Genomic DNA, 23,380 nt, shown 5'->3' on the forward strand with positions numbered 1-23,380 from the left:
GAACCAAACTGAGGTGAATGGCGGGGGGGAAGCCGCGTTGTGGACAGGTCTCCCGATCCCCACCGGAACCCGGAAGGCGGGGGCTTATATGCCGTGAGTGCGGCTCCTGCAATGAGCGCGGACGCTCCCCGGACGTTCAGCCAGGGGGTACACCCCTCCCGTCAGGCTAAAGGCCGGGTATCCGGGGCATCTCGTCACCCTGGCGTCACTCTAGGAACCGGCCCTGGTGGAATTCCGGGCCTTGCCACCGTCCAGGGGGCTGGCGGTGGAGGGCATGCCCAGCCGCTCGCGGAGGAAGCGTTCGACCCGGACCTCGACCAGCCCCGGGGCCTCCAGGGGGGCGGTGTGGGTGCCTTCGGGGATGAGGACCAGCTCCGCGTCGGGAATCCGGGAGGCCATCTTCCGGGACAGCCAGCCCGGGGTGAACTTGTCGCGCTCTCCCGCGACGACGAGCGATGGGACGTCCACGTGGAGCAGGTGGTCCCAGGCGGAGTGCTCGGACAGCGAGTCGAGCGTCCGCACGAAGACGACGGGGTCCATGCGGGCCAGGTGCTCGAAGTAGGGCGCCAGATCATTGCGGGCGATGCGCTCGCGGTTCATCTCCAGGGTGATGGCCAGCTGCACCGCCAGCTCCGTGCGCAGCGCCGCGTGGATGAGCCGGGCGGACTGCTCGGGGAAGCGCTCCACCACCCTCCGGAGGGTGGGGAACATCTTCTTGAGCACGGTGGAGTCGTGGAAGGTGTCCAGCGGGTTGCCGTAGCTGCCGCACAGCAGCACCAGGCCCTGCACGCGGCTGGCGTAGCGGCGGTGGAACTCCAGCGCCACCTGCACGCCCATGGAGTGGCCGAAGAGGACGGCGCGCTCCATGCCCGCCGCGTCCATCACCCGCTGCAGGTCCTCGCAGGTGTACAGCATCCCGATTCGCTCGCGGTCCTCGGGGATGCCGGAGCGGCCGTGGCCCCGGTAGTGCCAGCGCAGCACGCGGTGGTGCCGGGACAGATAGGGCGCCAGGTACTTCCACGCGAAGCCGTCGCAGCCCAGGCCGTCGCACAGCACCACGCCCGGCTCGCCGTCGCCGGTGACCTGGTAGTACAGCTCCGCGCCGTCCGGGACGTGCAGGTAGTCCTGGTGGAAGTAGACGGCCTCCGCCTTCATGCCTCCGCCTCCGCCTCTTCGTCCTCGGGCAGGCCCCGGTCCAGCCCGTAGCGGGCGATCTTCAAGATGAGGTTGGAGCGGCTGATGCCCAGCTCCCGCGCCAGCCGGCTCTTGTTGTTGCGCGTGCGCAACAGGCCCTGGTGGATCATCTCCCGCTCCAGCGCCTCCACCGCCTCGTGCAGCCGGCCGTGCGCGCGCGGGGGAATGAACGGGCCGCCGCCGGGGATGACGGCGTCGCGGATGCGGCTGGACAACAGCTCCGCGGGCAGCATCTCCAAATCACCACCGAGCACCAGCAGCCGCTCGATTTCGTTCTCCAGCTCGCGGATGTTCCCCGGCCACGCGTACGCCCCCAGGATGGCCAGGGCCTCGGTGGACAGGCCGCGCGTGCGCTGGCCCTCGCGGTGGTGCTTGCGCAGGAAGTGGTCGATGAGGACGGGCAGGTCATCCCGGCGCTCGCGCAGCGGAGGCAGCTGCAGGCGGATGACGTTGATGCGGTAGAAGAGGTCCTCGCGGAACTCGCCCCGCTTCACCATCTCCCCCAGGTCCTTGTGCGTGGCGGCGACGACGCGGACGTTGACCTCCTTGTGGTGCGTGCCGCCCACGGGCAGGAAGGTGCCCTCCTGGAGCACGCGCAGGAGCTTCACCTGGAGGGCGGGGGACATGTCGCCCACCTCGTCCAGGAAGAAGGTGCCGCCGTCGGCCACCTCGAACAGGCCCTTCTTGTCGCGCAGCGCGCCGGTGAAGGCCCCTCGCGTGTGGCCGAAGAGGGCGCTCTCCAGCAGGTTGTCGTTGAAGGCGGAGCAGTTCTGCACCACGAAGGGCTGGTCCTTGCGCGGCCCGTTGTGGTGGATGGCGCGCGCCACCAGCTCCTTGCCCGTGCCCGACTCGCCGTTGATGAGCACGGTGGAGTCGGAGTTGGCCACCTTCTCCATCAGCCGGAAGATCTCCATCATGGGGCCGGAGCGGCCGATGATCTTCTCGAAGCGGTAGCGCTCCAGCGCCTCTGGAGACGGGGGCGGAGCCTGCTCCTCGCGCCGCGCCAGCTCCGATTCGTGGGTGGCGATCTCCTGCGCCGCGAACTCCAGCAAGTCGGACAGCTTCGCCAGCTCCGCGCCGTCCAGCACCGGCACGCGCTCGTCGGCGCGGTCCAGGTCGGAGAAGGGCGGGGCGAACTGGAGCAGCCGCGAGCGCAGCACCTCCACGTCGCGCGCGTTGAGCAGTTGGCGGGCGAAGCCCTCCACGAAGAGACAGCCCGCGTACTCGTTGTCCACGTAGAGCGGCGCGCCCACGATGCTGAAGTTGAGGTGGCAGTCGTGGAAGAGCGAGCGGCGCATCTTCTTGTTCCCGCGGAACTTCTCGTGCAGCACGCGGACCGACTGGCTGCAGCGCCGCAGGCCTTCCTTCGAGAAGAGCGAGATGCGGCAGAACGGGTTGGGGGGGGCGGAAATGTCCCCACGTTGCCACTCGTGCACCACGCCGTGCCGGTCCGCGAAGAAGAGCTCCATCTGCCACCACTTGCGGATGACATCTCTCAGCATGATGATGGTCTGCAGGCTCTGGTGCTTTTCGAAGTCCATCCCTACCTCCGTCCGGCCCGCGCACCGGGGAGGGAACCGGGCCGTCGGAATCGTGTTTCACGCTTCTCATACCTCAGGACTGGCCTGTATCCGCACTTCTCTCTCCCGTGACTACCTCCACTCACACTCGCGGGGCAGGACATGGGCATGACCACGACCACGGGCATGACCATGGCCACCATCATCACGGGCATGGGCACGGGCATGGGCATGGACCTCGGAAGGGTGGGTTGGCGGAGGAGCGACGCAAGGACCGCAGTCGGCTCATTTTCGCGCTCGTTCTGACAGCGACCATCGCCCTGGCGGAGGCGGTGGGAGGATGGCTCACACAGTCGCTGGCCCTGATGTCCGACGCGGGCCACATGCTGACGGACGTGTCGGCGCTGGGCCTGAGCCTGGTCGCCCTGTGGTTCGCGGGCAAGCCGGCGGACGTGAAGAAGACGTACGGCTACTACCGGATGGAGATTCTGAGCGCGCTGCTCAACGGGGTGCTGCTGCTGGGCATCACCGGCTTCATCCTCTACGAGGCCTGGGAGCGCTTCCAGACGCCCACGCCGGTGAAGCTGGGGCCCATGGCCATCGTCGCCACGGTGGGCCTCTTCGCGAACCTGGGCGCGCTGGGCTTCCTGCACCGCACGCACTCGATGAACGTCCGGGGCGCGTTCCTGCACGTGCTCGGGGACACGCTGTCCTCGGTGGGGGTGCTGATTGGCGCGGGCATCATGGCGCTGACCGGCTGGTTCGTGGTGGACGCCATCATCTCCGCGGTCATCTCGGTGGTCATCGTCGTGGGCGCGGTGCGGCTGGTGCGCGACGCGGTGGACGTGCTGATGGAGGCGGTGCCCTCGCACGTGGACATGCCGCAGGTGAAGGAGCTGATGCTGCGCGTGCCCGGGGTGACGGCGGTGCATGACCTGCACGTGTGGACCATCTCCAGCGGCGTGTACGCGCTCTCCGCGCACCTGGTGGTGCTGGACCCCATGGTCTGCAACAACGACGAGATTCTCTCGGCGGTGAAGCACGACCTGTTCGACCGGTTCGGCATCGACCACACCACGATTCAAATCGAGAGCGAGACCTACGCCCACCTGGGCGAGGTGCACTGAGCGGGCGCTCGGCTGACCTGCCCTCGCGGGTGGGGGCCGCGTAGCGCAACGGACGCTCCCTCAAGCTTCACCTTGCACTGGGACGTGTGCGCGGACGATTCTCCGCGCCCCATGAGCGTGCTGGACAAGGTGCTGTCATTGCGACCCGGCAACACGGTGGCCCGAGTGGGTCCGGGCTCGCGCATTCCGCTGCTCAACCCCCGCGAGCCGCTGCGCGCACTGGAGCGCGTCCCGGTGGCGCTGCCCTGCCTGCCCGTCCAGGCCAAGGGCGCGCTGCCCGGGCTGCTGCGCGCGGCGCGCTCCGAGGACACCGTCCTGGGCCTGGCGTGTCCCCACCCCACGGCGGACCGGGGCGCGGCGGAGCGCTTCGTCGCGGCGGTGCACGAGGCGGCGGTGGAGGCCGAGCACTCCCGGCCGCTGTTCCTCCAGGCCGGGCCCGTGCGCGTGGTGAAGGCGGACGAGGACTCGCTCGGTCCGCTGCGCGAGGGCATCTTCCGCGTGGTGGACGCGGGCTTCTCGCTGGTGTCGCTGGACCTGTCGCGGCTGGACTCCTACGCCGCGGTGGAGGCCGTCAACGCGCTGGCGGGCCCCGTGACGGAGCGCGAGCTGTCCCTGGAGCTGAGCGCCCCTGCGCCGGGCCACGGCGGCATGCTGGACGCGTACCGCTCGCTCCTGGAGGGCCTCAAGCAGTGGAAGGTGCCGGTGCGCTTCGTGCGCGTCTCGGAGCGGGATTTGGGCGGCGGCGAGCCCGACGTGGGCATGCTGCGCTCCGTGGTGGACCTGGCGGCGGAATACGGCGCGGTGGTGTGCGTGGGCGACGTGCGCGAGGGCTTTCCCCGGACGCTCCCCACGTACGTCGCGGCGGGCGCTCGCAAGGTGGACTGCATCGGCCCCTTCGAGCGGCTCGCGCTCGGCTCCTGGTCCGCGGACCTGCGCGCGAGCGTGGAGGAGAAGGCGGCCGCCTCGGGCGTGGCGGCGGGGGAGCTGTTGAGCGTGCTGGAGGACAGCCTGCCGCCCCTGGAGCCCAAGGCGCGGGAGCGGCTGGAGGCGCTGTCGTTCGCGGAGGCCTCGGAGGTCTTCGCCGCGCTGGGCGCGGTGGGCACGGGCGGCTCGGTGATGCGCTTCCTCGCGGAGAACCGGGGCGAGTAGCCGCCGCGCGGTGTAGAAGGGCCGCCTATGCGAATCGTCTCAGGCTCCGCGAAGGGCAGGGCCATCGCCGGTCCCAAGTCCTCGTCGCTCCACATCCGCCCCACGGCGGACCGCGTCCGGGAGACCATCTTCAACGTGCTGGGCCAGTTCCTGGACGGCCAGAAGGTCTTGGACTTGTACGCGGGCACCGGCGCGCTGGGCCTGGAGGCCGTGTCCCGAGGCGCGGGGAGCGTGGTGCTGGTGGACCAGGACCGCGAGGCCCAGGCCCTGTGTCGGCAGAACACGGACGCGCTGGGCTTCGCCAGCCAGGTGGAGCTGCTCGCCCAGCCCGTCGTCCGAGCGCTCGAGTCCCTGCGCCGGCGCAACGAGCGCTTCGAGCTCATCTTCGCGGACCCGCCCTATGCCGCGCGCGTCGTGGAGACGGTGCTGGAGGGGGTGACGGGGGCGGCGCTGCTGGCACCGAGCGGGATGCTGGTGGTGGAGCACGACAAGCGGGAGGCCGCTCCGGACGCCCATGCGGGGCTGACGCTGGAGGACCAACGCCGGTTCGGCGACACCCTGGTGAGCTTCTACCGGGCGCCCTGACCATTGCTTGACCGGCATCCGGGGCCGTTCGACACTCCCTGACACATGCCGGTCGCCATCTACCCAGGTTCGTTCGATCCGCTCACCAACGGGCACCTGAGCCTCATTCAGCGCAGCCTGAAGATGTTCGACAAGGTCATCGTCGCCATCGCGGTGAACCCGAAGAAGACGCCGCTCTTCACCGAGGACGAGCGGCGCGACTTGATTCGCGACGCCGTGAAGGACCCGAGGGTGGAGGTGGACGCCTTCCACGGTCTGCTGGTGGACTACGTCAAGCGCCGAGGGGTGAGCGTCATCGTCCGTGGGCTCCGGGCGGTGTCGGACTTCGAATACGAGTTCCAGCTCGCCAACATGAACCGCAAGCTGGCGCCCACGGTGGAGACCGTCTTCATGATGACGGGGGAGGACTACTTCTACATCTCCTCCCAGCTCGTGCGAGAGGTCGCTTCGTTCAACGGCGACGTCACGGGGCTGGTGCCGCCCAATGTGCACGATGCGCTGAAGGCGAAGTTCGCGCGGAAGACGTAGCCCGCATCGAGGCACTTGTCGGGCCGGCGCCGCCGCGCTACGCATTCGCGCATGAAACTCGCCCGTCGGCTCCAGGCCATCAAGCCGTCTCCCACGCTCGCTCTCAACTCCCGCGCCAAGGCGCTCGCGGCCCAAGGCGTGGACGTGGTGGCCCTGGCGGCCGGCGAGCCGGACTTCGACACGCCGGACTACATCAAGCAGGCGGCCATCGACGCGCTGAAGGCCGGCTTCACCAAGTACACGGCCACGGCGGGAATCCCGGAGCTGCGCGAGGCCATCTGCCGCAAGCTGGAGCGCGACAACGGGCTGCGCTTCACGCCGGAGCAGGTGCTCGTCACGTCCGGTGGCAAGCAGGCGCTCTACAACTTCTGCCAGGCGGTGCTGGACGAGGGCGACGAGGTCCTCATCTTCTCGCCGTACTGGGTCAGCTACCCGGACATGGTGCGGCTTGCGGGAGCCACGCCCGTCATCGTCGCCACGCGCGAGGAGGACGGCTTCGCGCCGGACCCGGACGCCATCCGCCGGGCCCTCACCCCGCGCACGCGCGCCGTCTTCATCAACAGCCCGGGCAACCCGACGGGCGCGGTGTACTCGCGCGCCGCGCTGGAGGGCATCGCCGAGGCCGTGCGCGGCCACGACTGCCTCATCGTCACGGACGACATCTACGAGAAGCTCCTCTACACGGGCGAGCGGCTGGGCATCAGCGACGTGGCGCCGGACCTGGTGCCCCGGCTCGTCGTCGTCAACGGCATGAGCAAGGCGTACTCCATGACGGGCTGGCGCATGGGCTATGCGGCGGGGCCTCGGCCGGTGCTTTCCGCGATGCAGCTGGTGCAGGACCAGTCCACCTCCAACGCGTCGTCCATCGGCCAGAAGGCCGCGCTGGCGGCGCTGCAGGGACCGCCGGACACGATTGCCGCCATGGTGACGGAGTACCGCGCGCGCAGGGACTTCTTCGTGGGCGGCCTCAACGCGCTGGACGGCGTGCGGTGCCGGATGCCGGAGGGGGCCTTCTACGCGCTCGCGGATGTCCGGGGCCTCTACGGCCGGCCCTACAAGGGCAAGGCGGTGACGGGCTCGCTGCAGTTGTCGGAGATCCTCCTCGACGACTTCCGCGTCGCCGCCGTGCCGGGAGATCCGTTCGGCGCGGAGGGGTACATCCGCATGAGCTTCGCCACCTCGCGCGAGGTGCTCGGCAAGGGGCTGGTGCGACTGGGCGAGCTGGTCCAGGCGCTGCGCTGAAGTCCCGGCCTGTCTCCCCGGCGGGCCCGAGAGGGTGTCGCCGGGGTGGAGCTCAGTCCGTGTAGGCGAAGGCGCGGTACTCGTCGCCGTACGGCTTGTAGACGAAGACGCCGGCGCGGCCGGAGAGGTTGCCCACGGCGACCCAGATGTCCTTCATGTTGCGCAGGTCCAGCCCGAGCCGGGCGGGGGCCTTGCCGTACTTCTTCTCCATCTCCTCCAGCGTCATCACCTCCACGTCATAGAGGGTGACCAGGTCCGTGCGCTTGAGGCGCAGCTGCTTCACCCACGCGGCCACCAGCTCCTCTGGCGTTCCGAAGCGCTTCTCCTCGAGCTGGAACGGGTAGAACAGCTCGTTGGCGGTGCTGCGCACATCCCCCGTCAACAGGCACTGGAAGAGGAAGCGCGCGCTCGTCTTGATGTCGCTCACCTTCACCTCCGTCGCGGACATCGGCGGCGTGTCCGGGACGGGAGGGCGCACCACGACGTCCGCAGGATTGGGTGCCGGGGGTGGAGCGAGGGTGGGCGCCGTGGCCGTCGCGGGCTTGGGCGTGGGAGGCGCCTCGGCGGGCCTTGCTGGAGCAGGCGCCTTCTCGGCGGTGGGCCTGGGCGTGGGCGTCGGCGCCTCGGCGGCGGGTTTGGGCGTGGGCGCCGGAGTCTCGGCGGCGGGCTTGGGCGTGGGCGCCGGAGTCTCGGTGGCGGGCTTGGGCGCGGGAGGCGTCTCGGCGGGCCTGGCCGGGGCGGGGACGCTCTCGGCGGGCTTGGGGACCGGGGCGGGAGGCGGCTCGGCCTTCGCGGGGGCCTGCCCAGCGGGGGCCTGGACGGCGGGCTCCGGAGTGGGCGAGGGCGCGGCGGCGGGCTCGGGCGTCTCCGGCGCCTGGGCGAGCGCGGGGGCGGAGAGGGAGAGGATGAGGGCCAGGGACCAGCGACGCATGCGACCTCCGAGGAGGGGCGGAGCGTAGCAGAGCCTGGGCACCGGGCGACGGGGAGTCGGCTGGGAGAACCGGGCGTCCGGGCGGACGGACGTCACGTGCCACATAACATCCGTGCATGCGGAGTCAGACGTTGGTATTGGGGCGCCCCGATGCCTAAGCGTACCGATATCCGCAAGGTTCTGGTGATTGGCTCGGGCCCGATTGTCATCGGCCAGGCCGTCGAGTTCGACTACTCCGGTACTCAAGCCATCAAGGCTCTCCGGGATGAAGGCGTGGAGGTGGTGCTGCTCAACAGCAACCCCGCCACGGTGATGACGGACCCAGAATTCGCCTTTCGCACCTACATCGAGCCCATCACCGTGGACGCGGCGGAGCGAATCATCGCCGCCGAGCGGCCGGACTCGTTGCTGCCGACGATGGGAGGACAGACGGCGCTGAACCTGGCCAAGGCCCTGGCCGAGCAGGGCATCCTGGAGAAGTACGGGGTGCGCCTGATTGGTGCCTCGCTGGAGGCCATCAACAAGGCCGAGGACCGGAAGCTCTTCAAGGCGGCCATGCAGAAGATTGGCGTGGCGCTGCCGAAGAGCGGCTACGCGACGACGCTGGCGGAGGCCATGGCGCTGGTGGAGGAGATCGGCTTCCCGGCCATCATCCGCCCCTCGTTCACGCTGGGTGGAACGGGCGGTGGCATCGCGTACAACCGCGACGAGTTCGAGAGCATCTGCCGCTCAGGCCTGAAGGCGAGCCCCAACTCCACCATCCTGGTGGAGGAGAGCGTGCTCGGCTGGAAGGAGTACGAGCTGGAGGTGGTCCGCGACACGGCGGACAACGTCATCATCGTCTGCTCGATTGAAAACCTGGACCCCATGGGGGTGCACACGGGTGACTCGATTACGGTCGCGCCGGCGCAGACGCTGACGGACCGCGAGTACCAGCGGATGCGGCAGGCGTCGCTGGCCATCATCCGGGAGATTGGCGTCGACACGGGTGGCTCCAACATCCAGTTCGGCATCCATCCGAAAGATGGCCGCATGGTGGTCATCGAGATGAACCCGCGCGTGTCGCGCTCCAGCGCGCTGGCGTCGAAGGCGACGGGGTATCCCATCGCGAAGATCGCCGCGAAGCTGGCGCTGGGCTACACGCTGGACGAGCTGCGCAACGACATCACCCGTGACACGCCGGCCTCGTTCGAGCCGACGCTGGACTACGTGGTGGTGAAGATTCCGCGCTTCAACTTCGAGAAGTTCCCGCACGCGGACCGGACACTGACCACGAGCATGCGCTCGGTGGGTGAGGTGATGGCCATTGGCCGCACCTTCCCCGAGGCGTACATGAAGGCGCTGCGCTCCATGGAGCTGGGGCGCGTGGGGCTGGAGCCGCCCGAATTGCCCGCGGAGAAGGAGGAGCGCGAGAAGGTGCTGCGCGAGGCGCTGCGGATTCCGCGCCCCGAGCGGCCCTGGTTCGTGGCCCAGGCGTTCCGCGAGGGCCTGACGGTGGAGGACGTGCACGCGCTGTCGCACATCGACCCGTGGTTCCTGCGCTACATCGAGATGTTGGTGCGCGAGGGCCAGTCCATCCAGGAGTACGGCCGGTTGGACCAGCTTCCGGACGAGGTGCTCCGGCAGGCGAAGGCGCACGGCTTCTCCGACAGCTACCTGGGCAAGCTGCTCGGGTATCCGGAGGAGGAGGTGCGGGCGCACCGGCACGCGCGCAACATCCGTCCCGTGTTCAAGCGGGTGGACACGTGCGCCGCGGAGTTCGAGGCCTTCACTCCGTACCTGTACTCGACCTACGAGGAAGAGGACGAGGCGCCGCCGACGGACCGCCAGAAGGTGCTCATCCTGGGCAGCGGGCCCATCCGCATCGGTCAGGGCATCGAGTTCGACTACGCGTGCGTGCACGCGGCCTTCGCGCTGCGCGAGGCCGGGTACGAGACGGTGATGGTCAACTGCAACCCGGAGACGGTGTCCACGGACTACGACACGTCGGACCGGCTCTACTTCGAGCCGCTGACGATTGAAGACGTGCTGGAGGTGTCTCAGCGCGAGAAGCCGGTGGGAGCGATTGTGCAGTTCGGCGGTCAGACGCCGCTGCGAATCTCCGTGCCGCTGGAGAAGGCGGGCCTGCCGATTCTCGGGACGTCGCCGGACGCCATCGACCGGGCGGAGGACCGCGAGCGGTTCAGCAAGCTGATCGAGAAGCTGGGGCTGACGCAGCCGGAGAACGGGGTGGCGCGCAGCCACGCGGAGGCGTTCAAGGTGGCCGAGCGCATCGGCTACCCGGTGATGGTGCGTCCCTCGTACGTGCTGGGTGGGCGCGCGATGGAGACGGTGTACGACGCGGCCAGCCTGGAGCGGTACATGCGCGAGGCGGTGAGCGCGTCGCCGGAGCACCCGGTGTTGATTGATCGCTTCCTGAAGGACGCGATTGAGGTGGACCTGGACCTGGTCGCGGACCGGACGGGTGCGGTGATGATTGGCGGGGTGTTGGAGCACATCCAGGAGGCGGGTGTGCACTCGGGTGACGCGGCGGCGACGCTGCCGCCGCACTCGCTGCCGCCGGACCTGGTGGAGCGGATGAAGGACCAGGCGATTGCGCTCGCGCGGGAGCTGGGCGTGGTGGGCCTGATGAACGTGCAGTTCGCCATCCAGGGGAAGACCATCTACATCCTGGAGGTGAACCCGCGTGCGAGCCGCACGGTGCCGTTCATCTCGAAGGCCACGGGTGTGGCGATGGCGAAGATCGCCGCGCTGTGCATGGTGGGCAAGACGCTGAAGGAGCTCAACGCGACGTCGGAGCCGGAGATGAAGCATGTCGCGGTGAAGGAGAGCGTGTTCCCCTTCGCGCGCTTCGCGGGCGTGGACGTGATTCTCGGGCCGGAGATGAAGTCGACGGGCGAGGTGATGGGGCTGGCGCAGGACTACGCGTCGGCCTTCGCCAAGAGCCAACTGGCGGCGGGAGTGAAGCTGCCGAAGAGCGGCAAGGTCTTCATCTCGGTGAAGGATGACGACAAGCCGGCGGTGGTGGACCTGGCGCGGCGGCTGCGGTCCATGGGGTTCTCGCTCATCGTGACGGCGGGGACGCACAAGTACCTGGCGACGAAGGGAATCGAAGCGCAGGTGGTGCAGAAGGTGAAGGAGGGCCGGCCGAACATCGTCGACAAGATTGTCGACGGGGAGATTGTGTTGGTCATCAACACGACCTTCGGCAAGCAGGAGATCTCCGACAGCTTCTCCATCCGTCGTGAGGCGTTGATGCACTCGGTGCCGTACTACACGACGGTGCAGGCGGCGCGCATGGCGGTGGGCGCGCTGGAGGCGCTCAAGCGCACGGACCTGGAAGTGAAGCCGCTGCAGGAGTACCTGGGCATCACCAGCACGGTGCCGGGCAAGACCCGACGGTAGGACGCGCTTCGGGATGTACTGGACGGCCCCGTTCCCCTTGTGGGAGCGGGGCCGTTTGCGTTTCGGCGGGGCTTCAATTGAAGTTTTTAAAGGCAAAGCCAATCTGGCGGGAGTTCGGGAGGCGAATGACAAGCGTCGTGTTGGCGCTCCGGGTAGGGGATACTGGAGCGCGTGCGCCCCTTGGTTCTTTCCTGCCTGCTTCTCGCGGTTGCCTGTAACGACCGGACGCCGGTGGCTGTTGCGCCACCCTCGCCGCCCCCTCCGGTTCGTTCGTTGAACTCCGGGTTGGGAACGTTGGTGTCGGTCGAGCCTGTGCGAATCATGGAGGGGTTCAGGGTCTGGCGAGACGGTGTGGAGGTCACCATCAAGGATGGGCTGTTGATTCGCGTCGACGGCCTGAGCCCAATGACTTTCCTTCCACGGTCCATCACCCCGCCGTTGTTGGTGCTGGGGGACAGCATGGGGGAGATGCTGCTTTCTCCTCTGGGAAACGAGGGGCAGGTGGTGCTCCTGATGGACTCACCTCCGCCCGATACGGAGGTGGCACTCTGGATGACCTCTGAAGGCGTGTCTCCAATGGACCTCAAGGGGGCTGACCTGAAGTCAGAACAGGCCAAGGCGCTGGCCGCCGATGCCCACTCCGGCATCAACATCCGCACGCCGCCAGCCAACGAGCCCAGAGCCACCTATCAAACCGAACAAGACCTGATGGAAACCCTGACCTCGATCAGGTTCTCTCCCGAGATCTGCGCGAGCGTCGGCAAGGAGTGCGGCATCGTGCCTCGGACGGTCTTTGGTCGCATGGACTGTGGGAATTGTCGGTTCGGTCAGGTCTGCACGGCGAACAACTTGTGCTGCAAGCCGAAGACCTGTGCGTCGCAGGGACTCAAGTGTGGCCCCTCGACGGATGGGTGTGGCGGTGCGCTCGATTGCGGCCAGTGCGTCAAGTGACGTGGCTGACCGATGACCGAGAAATGTGAGTGCGCGGTCCTACCTCTCCCTGGGCGTATAGAGGGACAGGCCGCTTGGATCTCAGCTCAGCGCGCCCGTGCGAAGGTCAGGGTCAGCGACGTGACGGCGGGAGGCATGGACAGGGAGAGGGTCCCTGCCTTGAGCTCTTCCCGACTCAGGGTATGGCTGAACGTAGTGACTTCGTCATCGAACAGGGTGTCGATGTCGAAGACCTTGATTTCGATCGGGTGGGTGAGCAGCAGCTCCGCCGACACGCTGCTACCGGACGGCCCCGTTCCCCTGTGGGAGCGGGGCCGTTTGCGTTACCGGGTGCCGCGCACCACGGCGTCTGGAATCCCCAGAGTGGCCGCGGTGGCAATCCTGTCGAACATCCACCGCGACAGCGGCTCTCCCACTTTCAGCAGCCCCTTCAATTCAATCCGGGCTGTGTAGAGCAGCCGGGTATCTGGCCCCTCGGGTGAGAACTGGAGGTGGTCGTGGTAGCGCAGGGTGTTCGTCTCTCCGGCCAGCGCGAGTTCCCGGGACGGCTGGTGGACGACGATTTCATACGGCAACCGTTGTTCACCCAGGAGGACTCGCGGCAGCGTGACGCCACACACGCGCGTGTCGTTGGGGAAGAGCCCTCCCCTCAGCATGAACCTCGTGCCGAGTCCGATGGGGCCCTCCGTCAGCTTCGTGGCTTCATACGTGCGCGGGTCCCACGTCGTCGCGTGACGGAAGTCACTCACGAATGCGAAGGTGACCTCGGGATTCCGACGAACGAGGAGCGAGGCTTGAAAGAGAGCCATGAGCGGTCCTTCGGCTTGGGTTTCAGCGCTACTTCGCGGCGCGGCTCATCACGTCCCAATAACTGTGCAAGCCACGGATGTGATTGCCACCGTCGACGGATATCGTTTCGCCGGTGATCCACGCGGCATCCTCGCCGCACAGGAAGGAGACGACGCCCGCGACGTCCGCCGGCATGCCGCAGGCCTTGCCCAAGGGCGTCCGGGCGAGGAACTCCTGGCCCATGACCTCGATGAGCCCCACGCTTTCCGCCAGCGGCGTGCGGATGACGCCAGGTGCCACCACGTTCACCCGGATGCCATGACGCCCGAGCTCTGACGCGGCAACCTTCGAGAGGTTGGCCAGTCCTGCCTTGGATGCGCAGTAGTGGGCCAATCCATCCGTCACGGCGATCTGGTTCAGCGAGGAGATGTTGACCACCACGCCGGGCTGCTGGGCCTGGACGAGCGCCCGTCCGAAGGCCTTCATGAACAGGAAGGGCCCCTTCAGGTTGGTGGCCATCACCTGGTCGAAGTCCTCGTCCGGGAGATCGAGCAGCGGCGCCAGTGTCGCCGTCCCGGCGTTGTTCACCAGGATGCCCGGCAAGCCCAGCTCGCGCGTGGCGACCTCGATCCCCCGGGCGACATCCTCCGCCCGGCTCACATCACCCTCGAAGGGCACGGCGCGCGTACGCCCCTCGGAGATGCGGTTGAGGTCCCTGGCTGCTTCCTCGACCTTCGCGCCCGTCCGGCCAAAGAGGAGCACGTTGGCCCCGTCTCGCATCAAGCGTTCGGCGATGCCCCGGCCAATGCCCTGTGCGGCCCCCGTCACGATCGCGCTGTTCGATATGAGCTTCACGTTGTCCCCTGATTGGTTGTTGAATTTCCAGTGTAGGCCGGAATTCGTGACTCGTGGCCAGTGAGTGGAAAAGCGAAGCGGGGCGATTCCCAAACACCAGTCTTCCGCAATGGCTGGCATCAAGGCCGGCATTGACACTGCATCGCGGTTTGCTTCTCCAGGGCGAGGGATTGCGCTGGGTCCCGAGGACCCCTGCCTTCTGGCCGTGGGGCCAGGCCCCACACGGTTGGTGCAGGTCCGGGCGGCGAGGCGGAAACGCTTCCCGAGGTCCCCTCTGGCGGCTACCGTTGACGCGTTGCTCCGTCCCCCCGTCTGACGCCTCGTCCGAGGAGCCCGCCGCATGTCGTCGTCCTTGCCCCCCGCCTTCAATCCCGCGTCCGTGGACGTGGAGGGTTTCCACCGAGAGCTGAAGGCGTTGCGGCAGGAGATCGACGCGAACCTGGGGGAAGCGGACGCGAAGCACCTTCGTAAAATCGAGCGCTGGGGCCGTGTGAGCACGCTGCTGGGCATCGCCACCTGCTGGCTGGCCCCCAACCCGTTCAGCGCCGCCGCGCTCAGCCTGGGCCGCTCGACGCGCTGGCTCCTGATGCACCATGTGGGACACCGGGGCTATGACCGTGTCCCGGGCCTCCCCGCGTCACGGACGGGCAAGGGCTTCGCCAAGGGCGGCCGGCGCTACCTCGACTGGCTCGACTGGATGCTGCCCGAGGCGTGGGTCTTCGAGCACAACGTCCTGCACCACTCGCACACCGGCGAAGACGCTGACCCGGACCTCCTGGAGCGCAACGCGGAAGGCACGCTGCGCAACCCGACCCGGCCGCTCGCGCTGCGCTACCTCCAGCTCACGCTGCTGGCGCTCACCTGGCGTGCCTCGTACTACGCGCCGGAGACGCTCAGTGCCCTGCGTCGCAAGGGCCGCCGCGACGGCGGAGCCCTCACGGGCGCCGAGTGGAAGGAGCTGCTCCTCCAATGCTACCTGCCGTACGCCGCAGTGCAGTTCGTGCTCTTCCCCGCGCTGTTCCTCGTCATCGGCCCGTGGGCCGCGTTCAGCGCGTTCTGCAACTCGTTGATGGCGGACGTGCTCACCAGCGTCCACACCTTCCTCGTCGTGGGCCCCAACCACACGGGCGAGGACCTGTACCGCTTCGACGACAAGCCCGCGAACAAGGGCGAGCGCTACATCCAGCAGGTCATCGGCAGCGCGAACTACCGGACGGGCGGAGACCTGAACGACTTCGCGCACCTCTGGCTGAACTACCAGATTGAACACCACATCTGGCCCGACCTGCCGATGCTCAAGTACCGCGAGGTCCAGCCGAAGGTCCGCGCCCTGTGCGAGAAGTACGGCGTCCCCTACGTGCAGGAGAGCGTCTGGACGCGCGTGCGGAAGATGGTCGACGTGGTGGTGGGGAAGCGGTCCATGCGCAAGCTCGCGCCCCGGGAGCGCTCGGAAGCGCCCGTGGCCTCCGAGGCGGAGCTCCAGGCCCACGTGGCCTGAGCGGAGCTGTTGCTCGTGAGGGGCGTCGACTCCCGTGGGATTCGACGCCCTGGCCTTCACGGCTTCAGCTCAGGGACGGCTGGAGCCCTCGAGGATGTGGAGCACGGTGTCGTACAGGGCCTCGGGTGAGGAGTCGTTCCTCAGGACAACGTCGAACGAGGATCGATCTCGCTCCTTGAGTTCCATCTCGGTGCTGTGTCGAGCCAACGCCCCAGGAGCTCCAGCCCCTGGGCGCTCGATGAGCCAGATGGAGGCACCCAGCTCCCGTGCCATCTTCCATTCCGCCCGGGTTCTCAAGTCCGTGCAGACCACACGCCCTCCTGAACGAAGGATGGCTTCGACTCGAAGCCGGAAGGGGCGCAGCCAGACTTCGGAGTCCAGCTCCACGCAGGCCTGCCCGAAGCGTTGATAGAGCTCCCGAGGCATCCGTCCGAACCGAGGGTCGACTTCATTGCGCCGCTCACCCCAGAGCTGTGCGGGGTCGAGCTGGAGCAGGCCCATCAACGTCCATTTGATCGGGTCCGCGAGGGCCACTCGCTCGTAGCCATGCTTCGTCGCGAGAAATCCACCCAAGGTGTCCTTGCCCGCTCCAGAGACTCCCGCGAGGCAGATGAGGCTGGGAGGCGTGCTCATGACTCACCTCGGAAGTCATAGGCGCCGTTCCGGCCCTCGAAGCGCTCTGGGTAGAAGCGAACTTGAGACCATGCGGCGTCGAGTCCTCGATGAAGGATGGGCTCGCTGTAGTGATGTCCACCGTCGACGTTGTCGAAGAAGCGACCGGCGGGATCAACCATCGCGTAGCTGCCACGCATGTCCTCGTTGTCTTCCGGGACCAGGAAGATGCCGTCGTGCTCCAGTAAGCGGTGACGGTCGACGAAGGCGTTGAAGTCCTCGAGGTCGCAGCGAAGTTCCTCCACCTTGCCCGAGTTCTGTCCTGCGACGCTGAGCACACGCAACAGCTTCCAGCGCTCGGGCTTCAGCTTTCGCAGGAAGGCCACCTGGTCTTCGCCCGCGTTCAGGCTCGTGACGACCGTGTTGACCTTGAGGCGCATTCCCGCGTCGCGGACTCGCTCGGCGATCAACTGGTACTCCGCGGGCGTCAGCGCCTTCCCATGGACTGCCCGCCCCATGGCGGCATGAGTGTCGGGCGACACGCTGTCGATGCTCAGCGTCACCCAGTCGACGACACCCCGCAGGCGCTCAATGGTGGCGGCGTCCAACTTGCTGCCGTTCGTCACCAGATTCGTGGTCGCGCCTTGTGCCTTGGCGGTGGCCGCGAGCTCTGGCAACCAGGGGCAGAGCAACGGCTCGCCTCCCGCGAAGGTGATCTTCTCGAAGCGGCTCGCCAACAGCTCCACCACTCGCAGCGCCGCGCCCTCTGGGAGATGTCCCTTGGGAAGCACGTCCCTGCGGACGTCCTTGAAGGTGGCGAAGCAGAACCGGCAACGCATGTTGCACGGCTCCCACAGGTGGAAGTTGACGGTCGGCGGCATCGCCTTGGGGGCGGCCGTGAGCGCGAGGGACTGTGTTGCGGAAGATTGCGGGTCCATGAAGCCTCCAGAGGACGCCCGCGTCGGCGGGTCATCTTGTGCTCCACTTCCTTCAGCGAATTAAGTGTGACCCGAATTCGTAAGCTACTGACATCTCTGGAGAAATTCGGTCCTTAATTGGTCCCGAGCGCGCTGGACGCGTTTGCGCGCCGCCGCATGCGTGATGTCCAGCCGGAGACCTATCTCGGTTTCGTCCATTCCTTCGAAGTAGCGCATGCGGAGGACGTCCTGCTGTTCCTTTGGGAGGGCGCAGAGTGCCGCCCGGAGCGCGTGATGCGACTCCAGCTCGACATACTGGTCGTCCGGTCGGATGTTGCAGGCGGGCTCCGGCAGCGACTCCAGTTCGCAGGCCCTGCTCACCTGGCCGAATCGTCTCCGCGCGCCGAAATCGACCGCGCGGAGGAAGTAGGGCTCGAAATCCAGGGGCGGCTCCCTCCTCATGCAGATGTTCAAGAGGATGGCCTGGACGAGGTCCTCCGCGTCGGCGCTGTTCGTGACGATACCCCGCGCGATTCGATGGGCCTTGGCCATCATCTCCTGTTGCTGGAATTGCGTTTCCAGACAGGCGTGCATGTTGCTCGCGGGCGCGGACCCCAATGCACCGAGGTGGGCAACGGATACCTCGCCTGCGCTGTTGTAGGTGGCTGGGATCGCGCCGGTCCTGCGGGCTCCCGCGCCCAGGAGCGCCTGTCGCGAGCATTCCCACGAGGCCGAGTCGCAGGGCGCGGGCTGGGCGTTTGCGATGGCTCGAGACTCGGACTTGAGAGCTTTGGCGAGAGGAACCACCGCCAGCGCCAATGCCGTCGCGGCGAGCGCTCCCAAGGTCAGCACTCCGGCGCCGAACGGCGAGGCCCTCGCGAGGCGCCAGGAGAGACGAAGGCCGCCCACGCTCATCCGAATGATCAGCGCGCTGATGGAGAGAACGGCCCAGACAGAGAATGCGATGACCAGCGCGCCAGGCAGCACGGGCAGCGCACTGCGTTGGTTCCCCTCCGGCAGGGCCCACTGGCATGAGAGGAACAGAAGCAATCCCAGCAGGAGCCAGGGCCACCGGAGCAGCGAGCGAGGATGCCCGGCTCGCCCCGCCATCCGCTGGTATCCATTCCAGGCGGTGACGGCCGTGAAGGCAATCAAGGTCATCGAGAGGAAGATGACGGACAACTGGGCCGCGCCTTCGAACACGCCTGCGGTGAGCGCACCAATCCGTTGCAGGACCGTGGCTGCGCCCGTGAGCCCGATGAGGCCCGTGAATCCAATGCCAACGATGACGCCGGGCACGACGACGTTGGTCGCGAAGATGGCAAGCGCCAGCGCGACCAGCGCCAGTTGCCAACCCGAGGTACGCCGTGGCTGCGGTCCTGGCTCCCCCACCTTTGCCATGCGACCTTCCTTCTCAGACCTGCCCGACATCGTACGGGCTTGTCTGGTGAAGGGGAATCCGCCAACTCGGGACGGTCAGTTCGCTCGGTTTTGTTTCCTGGAGTCCCGGTCCTCTGTGGGGTGGACCGGTGTCGCCATGAGGGAGGGACCCGCCTCGGGCGCGGTGACCCGTAACGGCGCCTTTCGCCGGAGGAGCCCCTGGCCCAGAGCTTTCAGCGCGGTGCCGCGCGGCGCTGTCTGGGCAGGGCCGCGCGCGCCAGGGTCTTCTCCGGGACGCTCTCCTTGTCCTCACGGCTGAGGACCTCGACGTCGACGACCCGGGCGCCGTCGGCGGAGGCCGGTGGGCCGAGCGTGACCACGAGCACCCGGTAGGCCTCCTCCAGCCGCTTGTGCAGTTTGATGAAGTTCACCTGCGCGGTGCCGGGCATGTCCTCGGTGTACGTGAAGTACCAGCGCAGCTCGTCCAGGTTGCTGTAGTACCGGTCCACCACGGCCTGTTCCTGCTCCGGCAGGTGGATGAGGTTCTCGAACGCGCCGTCGGCGTAGCGCGAGGCGATGGTGTCGAGCAGCGGCTCTCGACTGCGCAGGCGCGAGAAGAGGGCGAACATCTCGTCACGTCGAGCTTCCAGCCGGCGCATGATGCCGGCGGCGTCCATTGCAATCAGATTGCGGACGCGAGCGGCCATCTCATCGGCCTTCTTGCGGCGAGCCATGGCGGCCAGCCTAGCCCCCCAACCCGAGCCGAGCCAATGGGGGGCCGGTGGGTCAGTAGACCCTCAGGAGCTTGGGCTGACAGACGAAGCGCGGGTTGCGGAAGTCGACGACCTCGATTTCGCCCGTGGTCTCCTCGAAGCGGCCCGCGAGGACTCCCGCGGCCACCGCCGACGCGATGTAGAGGCTGTCCTGCCCCTGGAGCTCCTTGAGCTTGCGGAAGTAGACGACGCGCCCCTCCACGGCCCAGAGCGTGTGGATGCCCGTGGCCTTCACGCCTCGCGCCCCATCGGGAGGTGCCCCGAGCTTCGCGAGCGAGGACGGCACGGCGTTCAGCACGAAGGCGTCGTAGGCCGGATTGCCGCTCAACGTCACGAGCCTGGCGTCGCGCAGGGTGCCATCCGTGTCCTGGTGCAACTCGAGGGTGACGATGAGCTTCGCGCCTCCGCCTCCCGCGAGCTTCTGCAGTTCGTCGCCCGCCTGGACGCGAGCCCGCAGGCCCTTCATGGAATCGTCACCCGCGCGGTTCTGGAGGGCCTGGAGTTGCTCGGAGGCGGTGGGCGCGTTGGGGACGGGGCCTCCCGGGTTGCCCGTGGCGCCGAAGTTCTTCGACTGAGCCGCCCACGACGTCTTGACCTGATTGAGCAGGCTCGTGCCCGGGAACACCGGTGCGTTTTCGAGGCCCTTCTCGAGCGCCTCGCGCAGCCGGCTGAAGTACGGGTCTATCAACCCATTGGCCACGCGCAGGGTGGCCTGCTGGTCGTCGATGACGCCTTGCACGCGCTCCCCGACGCGACCGCGCTCCTCGGCCATGAGGGCTTCCCGCGATGGGCCCACGTCTCCCGGGCGCAGCGTGCGTCCGCTCTGGATGGGAAGGCCCGAGGGACGGGAGCCTCCTCCGGGCGTGAGCGCGGAGGGCAGGGGGAAGAGGTGGTCTCTCGGTTGGCGAGGACCGAGTGGCGTGGTCTCTCCCGCGAGCAGTCCCATGGGGGTGTCCGCGTGTCGCGGCTCGGGCTCCACGGGGGCTGCGACAGCAGACGCGGGACTTTGCGGAAGAACACCGGCGTCCGTGCCTCCCATCGCGAGAGGGAGTGACTCGGGCCCGTCCTCATGAGGACTCGTGGTGGACGCGGTCGGCGACGTTTCCTGTGCGTCTTTCGAGTCCGGCCTCTCGTCCGGAGCCGTGGGCACCGCGTCTGGCCTTTTTCCTGGCGCCGAGGCGATGGCGTCTGGCGCGGATGCGGGCGCCGTAGGGGGCTGGGCCGCCGGCGTTCGCGGGGCCGTTTCGGTTCGTTGAGGAGGTGGCTTCGCCAACGGAACGGAGGGCCGTTGTGGTGGTGTGGGAGGAGGTGGCTGCGTCGTGGGCGGTGGGGCCGAGGAAGGCTCGGACCGGGGCGACGTGACGACCTCCACGAACATGGGCGCGGGCCGACCGGGAGTGGGGCGCGGACGCACCGACGGCGTCTCGTCCCAGAGCAGGAAGAGGAGGGCCGCATGGATGGCGAGTGAGGCCAGTGCGGCCCACCCGAAGCGTCGAAACCGCCGCATTGCGACTCCACGAACGCGTGGAAGGCCCACCCATGACGCGGTGGATGACTCCAGAGCCGGCCCTCTGGCCTCGAAAGTCTACCTGCCTTCAATCCCGAGGTCGTGAGCCCCTACGAAAGGGAGGCTTCGGGATTGCGCGCCCCTGTCGCCACTCAGGCGCGAGGCGTGCGGTGCAGAACGCTTCCGTGCGTGACGCGGGACGCCTTGAGGCCTGGGGATGCGGTGGGTTGATGGGCGACAGGTCTCTCTTTCGCGCGGCGTCGGCGCGAGGGGCCCTGCTACGCTTGCGTCATGGTGCTCAAGATCGTCCAGGCAGGAGAACCCGTGCTTCGGCAGAAGGCGCGAGACCTGACGCCGGAGGAGATTGCCAGTCCCGAGGTCCAGCGGCTCATCGTGTTGATGCGCGACACGATGCGGGATGCGCCGGGAGTGGGGCTCGCGGCGCCACAGGTGGGAGTGGGCCTGCGGTTGGTGGTCGTCGAGGACAGGACCGAGTACCAGGCAGGGGTGTCGCCCGAGGACCTGTCGGCGCGCGAGCGGACGCCGGTGCCGTTCCATGTGCTCATCAACCCGAAGCTGACGGTGGAGGACGCAACTCCCGCCGAGTTCCATGAGGGCTGCTTGAGCGTCGCGGGTTTCGCGGCGCTCGTGGCTCGGGCTCGGGGTGTTCGAGTGGAGGCCTTGGACGAGCAGGGCCGGCCGGTGACGATTCGGGCGACGGGGTGGTACGCGCGGATTCTCCAGCACGAGCTGGACCACCTGGACGGGACGCTCTACGTGGACCGGATGGAGGCGCGCAGCTTCGCGACGGCGGAGAACCACCGTCGGTATTGGGCGGGGCGCACCACCGCCGAGGTGCGGGCTGTCCTCGGGTTGCCGGTGCGTGGCACGTCGTCGACCTGAACGGAGGAACACGCAATGTCTGTCGCACGCGAAGACGTCACCACGCCTGTCATCGTGGGTCGCTCGAGTTCTCACTTCACGCGCATCGCGCGGATCTTCGCCGCGGAGCTGCGCGTCGACTATTCCTTCCGCGTCCTGAGAGACCTCCTGTCCTCGAATCCAGAGGACTACGGTGGCAACCCCGCACTGCGGATTCCCGTCATGCAGACGCCCCGAGGTGTCTGGTTCGGGGCGCTCAACGTCTGTCGTGAGCTCCGTCGGATGTCGAGCCTCTCGCCCCACGTGGTCTGGCCCGAGGACCTGGAGGCGCCGGTGCTCGCGAATGCGCAGGAGCTCGTCCTACAGGCGATGTCGACGGAAGTGACGTTGATCATGTCCAAGCTGGGGGGCACGGGGGAGAGTGCCCATCAGTCGAAGATGCGCACGGGGCTGACCAACATGATGTCGTGGCTGGAGCAGAACCTGACGACGGTGCTCGCCACGCTTCCGTCGCAGCGGGACTTGAGCTTCCTGGAGGTCACGCTCTTCTGCCTGGTGAGACACCTGGAGTTTCGGGAGGTCCTGCCGATGACCTCCTACGAGGAACTCAACGCGTTCTGTCAGCGGTTCGAGACGCGGGCCTCGGCCATGGAGACGACTTTTCGTTTCGACACGTGAGTTCGGCGTGCCTCAATCGAGGAAGCGACGCTCCCAGCGAAGCAGTTCGTCCTCGGAGAGCCCCAGGCTGTAGGGATGTTGCTCGCGAAAGAGCCACGGCTCCAGGACGCGGGCCAGCTCGCGGTAGGCGGGCAGGGTGTTTCCGTTCAAGGTGTCACCGGCTTCGGGCCACGTGCCCAGGGTGATGACGGCGCTGTCTCGGGAAGGGCCTCGACGGTGGTGCCTGGGGCGTGGAGTTGCTCCCGGAGTGCTGACACGCCGCCGAGCCCCGCGAGTGCCGGCTGCCCGAGGAAGGTGAGCCAGGCGGGTCCTCGTACGCGGGTGCCAATCTCCCAGGAGACGTGCATCAGTTCGAGGAGATCCAGTCCAGGGTAGCGGAAGCACACCTCACGGACCTTGGCCATCATACCGACGACGTCCAGTTCACCATTGAAGGCGAGGCCCGCGTGTCCCGAGCAGAACGGCAGGAGGCTCGCGAGCTTGAGTGCCAAGCCTCGTACTTCGTCGGGACCGTGCTGCTCCAGGTACTCGGTCGGAAGCCAGCAGCGCACCGCACAGACAGGGCGGTGTGCTTCAGGGGCCATTGCTGCGTCGGGCGGCTTGCCGCAGTACTCAAACCGGTATTGATAGAGTGCGTCTTCAGTATCGTGCAGCAGGAGCAGCGGTGCTCTTCGCTTGAGCAGCTTCTCGCGTACGAATGACCACTCCTGTTCGTTCAGGTCGATCCACTGTAACCGTTCAGGGGTGGTGTTGAGGCCGTCGTCGCGGTGTGCAACCCGTGGCGGATGCAAACGAAACCCACTGCGACGCTGGAATCGAAGATTGAACGACTGGTCCACGAGCACCTGGTGGAGCAG

At 67.6% G+C, this 23,380-nt stretch carries 21 protein-coding genes and 1 pseudogene; 10 read left to right on the forward strand and 12 right to left on the reverse strand.

Going from position 1 to position 23,380, the window contains the following annotated elements; all coding sequences use genetic code 11:
• Nucleotides 1-210 precede the first annotated feature (210 nt).
• Both LZ199_RS30645 and LZ199_RS30650 read right to left on the reverse strand, forming a co-directional pair.
• Nucleotides 211-1,155, reverse strand: coding sequence for an alpha/beta fold hydrolase (locus LZ199_RS30645; protein ID WP_253997299.1), 945 nt, complete (start codon nt 1,153-1,155; stop codon nt 211-213).
• Complete coding sequence (locus LZ199_RS30650) at nt 1,152-2,735, reverse strand: sigma 54-interacting transcriptional regulator (RefSeq protein ID WP_253997300.1); 1,584 nt, start codon at nt 2,733-2,735, stop codon at nt 1,152-1,154. Before LZ199_RS30650 ends, LZ199_RS30645 begins: the two co-directional genes overlap by 4 nt.
• A 107-nt stretch (nt 2,736-2,842) precedes the next feature.
• Here LZ199_RS30650 and LZ199_RS30655 point away from each other — a divergent pair, with 107 nt between their 5' ends.
• The 5 genes from LZ199_RS30655 (at nt 2,843) to LZ199_RS30675 (ending at nt 7,345) form a co-directional block, all read left to right on the forward strand.
• Nucleotides 2,843-3,841: a cation diffusion facilitator family transporter gene (locus tag LZ199_RS30655; protein ID WP_253997301.1), complete on the forward strand. Its 999-nt coding sequence runs from the start codon at nt 2,843-2,845 to the stop codon at nt 3,839-3,841.
• A 111-nt stretch (nt 3,842-3,952) separates the two neighbouring features.
• Nucleotides 3,953-4,990: a hypothetical protein gene (locus LZ199_RS30660; RefSeq protein ID WP_253997302.1), complete on the forward strand. Its 1,038-nt coding sequence runs from the start codon at nt 3,953-3,955 to the stop codon at nt 4,988-4,990.
• Between the two features lie 27 nt (nt 4,991-5,017).
• Nucleotides 5,018-5,575: a 16S rRNA (guanine(966)-N(2))-methyltransferase RsmD gene (gene rsmD / locus LZ199_RS30665; RefSeq protein WP_253997303.1), complete on the forward strand. Its 558-nt coding sequence runs from the start codon at nt 5,018-5,020 to the stop codon at nt 5,573-5,575.
• A 45-nt stretch (nt 5,576-5,620) separates the two neighbouring features.
• A complete protein-coding gene (coaD, locus tag LZ199_RS30670; RefSeq protein WP_163870476.1) occupies nt 5,621-6,103 on the forward strand; it encodes a pantetheine-phosphate adenylyltransferase in 483 nt (160 codons plus the stop codon).
• 51 nt (nt 6,104-6,154) lie between these two features.
• Entirely contained in the window at nt 6,155-7,345 is a 1,191-nt protein-coding gene (locus LZ199_RS30675; RefSeq protein ID WP_253997304.1) for a pyridoxal phosphate-dependent aminotransferase, read from the forward strand.
• Nucleotides 7,346-7,397: 52 nt separating this feature from the next.
• On the opposite strand, the gene LZ199_RS30680 is transcribed toward LZ199_RS30675, so the two are convergent.
• Entirely contained in the window at nt 7,398-8,276 is an 879-nt protein-coding gene (locus LZ199_RS30680; RefSeq protein ID WP_253997305.1) for a hypothetical protein, read from the reverse strand.
• Nucleotides 8,277-8,426: 150 nt separating this feature from the next.
• Between LZ199_RS30680 and carB the strand changes: the two genes are divergently transcribed.
• Nucleotides 8,427-11,681, forward strand: coding sequence for a carbamoyl-phosphate synthase large subunit (carB, locus tag LZ199_RS30685; RefSeq protein WP_253997306.1), 3,255 nt, complete (start codon nt 8,427-8,429; stop codon nt 11,679-11,681).
• Nucleotides 11,682-12,032: 351 nt separating this feature from the next.
• Nucleotides 12,033-12,632: a hypothetical protein gene (locus LZ199_RS30690; protein WP_253997307.1), complete on the forward strand. Its 600-nt coding sequence runs from the start codon at nt 12,033-12,035 to the stop codon at nt 12,630-12,632.
• Between the two features lie 86 nt (nt 12,633-12,718).
• Here the strand turns inward: LZ199_RS30690 and LZ199_RS30695 are convergent, their stop codons facing one another.
• Genes LZ199_RS30695 through LZ199_RS30705 form a run of 3 tightly spaced genes read right to left on the reverse strand, consistent with a single transcriptional unit; the run spans nt 12,719 to nt 14,408 of the window.
• Entirely contained in the window at nt 12,719-12,907 is a 189-nt protein-coding gene (locus LZ199_RS30695; RefSeq protein WP_253997308.1) for a hypothetical protein, read from the reverse strand.
• A 48-nt stretch (nt 12,908-12,955) separates the two neighbouring features.
• Nucleotides 12,956-13,441: an SRPBCC family protein gene (locus LZ199_RS30700; RefSeq protein ID WP_253997309.1), complete on the reverse strand. Its 486-nt coding sequence runs from the start codon at nt 13,439-13,441 to the stop codon at nt 12,956-12,958.
• 28 nt (nt 13,442-13,469) lie between these two features.
• Complete coding sequence (locus tag LZ199_RS30705) at nt 13,470-14,408, reverse strand: SDR family NAD(P)-dependent oxidoreductase (RefSeq protein ID WP_253997310.1); 939 nt, start codon at nt 14,406-14,408, stop codon at nt 13,470-13,472.
• A gap of 208 nt (nt 14,409-14,616) precedes the next feature.
• Here LZ199_RS30705 and LZ199_RS30710 point away from each other — a divergent pair, with 208 nt between their 5' ends.
• On the forward strand, nt 14,617-15,774 hold the full coding sequence (locus LZ199_RS30710) for a fatty acid desaturase family protein (RefSeq protein ID WP_253997311.1): 1,158 nt from the start codon (nt 14,617-14,619) through the stop codon (nt 15,772-15,774).
• 69 nt (nt 15,775-15,843) lie between these two features.
• Here LZ199_RS30710 and LZ199_RS30715 read toward each other — a convergent pair whose 3' ends face one another.
• The 5 genes from LZ199_RS30715 to LZ199_RS30735 form a co-directional block, all read right to left on the reverse strand.
• On the reverse strand, nt 15,844-16,407 hold the full coding sequence (locus LZ199_RS30715; RefSeq protein WP_253997312.1) for a deoxynucleotide monophosphate kinase family protein: 564 nt from the start codon (nt 16,405-16,407) through the stop codon (nt 15,844-15,846).
• Entirely contained in the window at nt 16,404-17,324 is a 921-nt protein-coding gene (locus LZ199_RS30720) for a viperin family antiviral radical SAM protein (protein WP_253997313.1), read from the reverse strand. Before LZ199_RS30720 ends, LZ199_RS30715 begins: the two co-directional genes overlap by 4 nt.
• 84 nt (nt 17,325-17,408) lie before the next feature.
• Nucleotides 17,409-18,704, reverse strand: coding sequence for a sigma-70 family RNA polymerase sigma factor (locus LZ199_RS30725; protein WP_253997314.1), 1,296 nt, complete (start codon nt 18,702-18,704; stop codon nt 17,409-17,411).
• 212 nt (nt 18,705-18,916) lie between these two features.
• A complete protein-coding gene (locus LZ199_RS30730) occupies nt 18,917-19,417 on the reverse strand; it encodes a hypothetical protein (protein WP_253997315.1) in 501 nt (166 codons plus the stop codon).
• Nucleotides 19,418-19,469: 52 nt separating this feature from the next.
• Nucleotides 19,470-20,402, reverse strand: coding sequence for a TonB C-terminal domain-containing protein (locus tag LZ199_RS30735; protein ID WP_253997316.1), 933 nt, complete (start codon nt 20,400-20,402; stop codon nt 19,470-19,472).
• 852 nt (nt 20,403-21,254) lie between these two features.
• Between LZ199_RS30735 and def the strand changes: the two genes are divergently transcribed.
• Together def and LZ199_RS30745 are read left to right on the forward strand one after the other, a co-directional pair.
• Entirely contained in the window at nt 21,255-21,866 is a 612-nt protein-coding gene (def, locus tag LZ199_RS30740) for a peptide deformylase (RefSeq protein WP_253997317.1), read from the forward strand.
• Between the two features lie 15 nt (nt 21,867-21,881).
• Nucleotides 21,882-22,523 (forward strand): glutathione S-transferase family protein, encoded by a 642-nt coding sequence (locus LZ199_RS30745; RefSeq protein WP_253997318.1) that lies wholly within the window; start codon nt 21,882-21,884, stop codon nt 22,521-22,523.
• Nucleotides 22,524-22,535: 12 nt separating this feature from the next.
• Here the strand turns inward: LZ199_RS30745 and LZ199_RS30755 are convergent.
• Nucleotides 22,536-23,368: pseudogene (locus LZ199_RS30755) on the reverse strand (DUF3396 domain-containing protein).
• Nucleotides 23,369-23,380: the final 12 nt, after the last annotated feature.

Source organism: Myxococcus qinghaiensis (assembly GCF_024198215.1).
GTDB lineage: Bacteria > Myxococcota > Myxococcia > Myxococcales > Myxococcaceae > Myxococcus > Myxococcus qinghaiensis.

Excerpts from the sequence above, each read along its gene's own strand:
- LZ199_RS30735 (WP_253997316.1), bottom strand. The coding sequence starts at position 20,402 with ATGGGACTGCTCGCGGGAGAGACCACGCCACTCGGTCCTCGCCAACCG.
- LZ199_RS30745 (WP_253997318.1), top strand. The coding sequence starts at position 21,882 with ATGTCTGTCGCACGCGAAGACGTCACCACGCCTGTCATCGTGGGTCGC.
- coaD (WP_163870476.1), top strand. The coding sequence starts at position 5,621 with ATGCCGGTCGCCATCTACCCAGGTTCGTTCGATCCGCTCACCAACGGG.
- LZ199_RS30725 (WP_253997314.1), bottom strand. The coding sequence starts at position 18,704 with ATGGCAAAGGTGGGGGAGCCAGGACCGCAGCCACGGCGTACCTCGGGT.
- LZ199_RS30675 (WP_253997304.1), top strand. The coding sequence starts at position 6,155 with ATGAAACTCGCCCGTCGGCTCCAGGCCATCAAGCCGTCTCCCACGCTC.
- LZ199_RS30650 (WP_253997300.1), bottom strand. The coding sequence starts at position 2,735 with ATGGACTTCGAAAAGCACCAGAGCCTGCAGACCATCATCATGCTGAGA.
- LZ199_RS30730 (WP_253997315.1), bottom strand. The coding sequence starts at position 19,417 with ATGGCTCGCCGCAAGAAGGCCGATGAGATGGCCGCTCGCGTCCGCAAT.
- LZ199_RS30720 (WP_253997313.1), bottom strand. The coding sequence starts at position 17,324 with ATGGACCCGCAATCTTCCGCAACACAGTCCCTCGCGCTCACGGCCGCC.
- LZ199_RS30715 (WP_253997312.1), bottom strand. The coding sequence starts at position 16,407 with ATGAGCACGCCTCCCAGCCTCATCTGCCTCGCGGGAGTCTCTGGAGCG.
- carB (WP_253997306.1), top strand. The coding sequence starts at position 8,427 with ATGCCTAAGCGTACCGATATCCGCAAGGTTCTGGTGATTGGCTCGGGC.
- LZ199_RS30700 (WP_253997309.1), bottom strand. The coding sequence starts at position 13,441 with ATGGCTCTCTTTCAAGCCTCGCTCCTCGTTCGTCGGAATCCCGAGGTC.
- LZ199_RS30680 (WP_253997305.1), bottom strand. The coding sequence starts at position 8,276 with ATGCGTCGCTGGTCCCTGGCCCTCATCCTCTCCCTCTCCGCCCCCGCG.
- LZ199_RS30660 (WP_253997302.1), top strand. The coding sequence starts at position 3,953 with ATGAGCGTGCTGGACAAGGTGCTGTCATTGCGACCCGGCAACACGGTG.
- def (WP_253997317.1), top strand. The coding sequence starts at position 21,255 with ATGGTGCTCAAGATCGTCCAGGCAGGAGAACCCGTGCTTCGGCAGAAG.
- LZ199_RS30705 (WP_253997310.1), bottom strand. The coding sequence starts at position 14,408 with ATGCCGGCCTTGATGCCAGCCATTGCGGAAGACTGGTGTTTGGGAATC.
- LZ199_RS30710 (WP_253997311.1), top strand. The coding sequence starts at position 14,617 with ATGTCGTCGTCCTTGCCCCCCGCCTTCAATCCCGCGTCCGTGGACGTG.
- rsmD (WP_253997303.1), top strand. The coding sequence starts at position 5,018 with ATGCGAATCGTCTCAGGCTCCGCGAAGGGCAGGGCCATCGCCGGTCCC.
- LZ199_RS30645 (WP_253997299.1), bottom strand. The coding sequence starts at position 1,155 with ATGAAGGCGGAGGCCGTCTACTTCCACCAGGACTACCTGCACGTCCCG.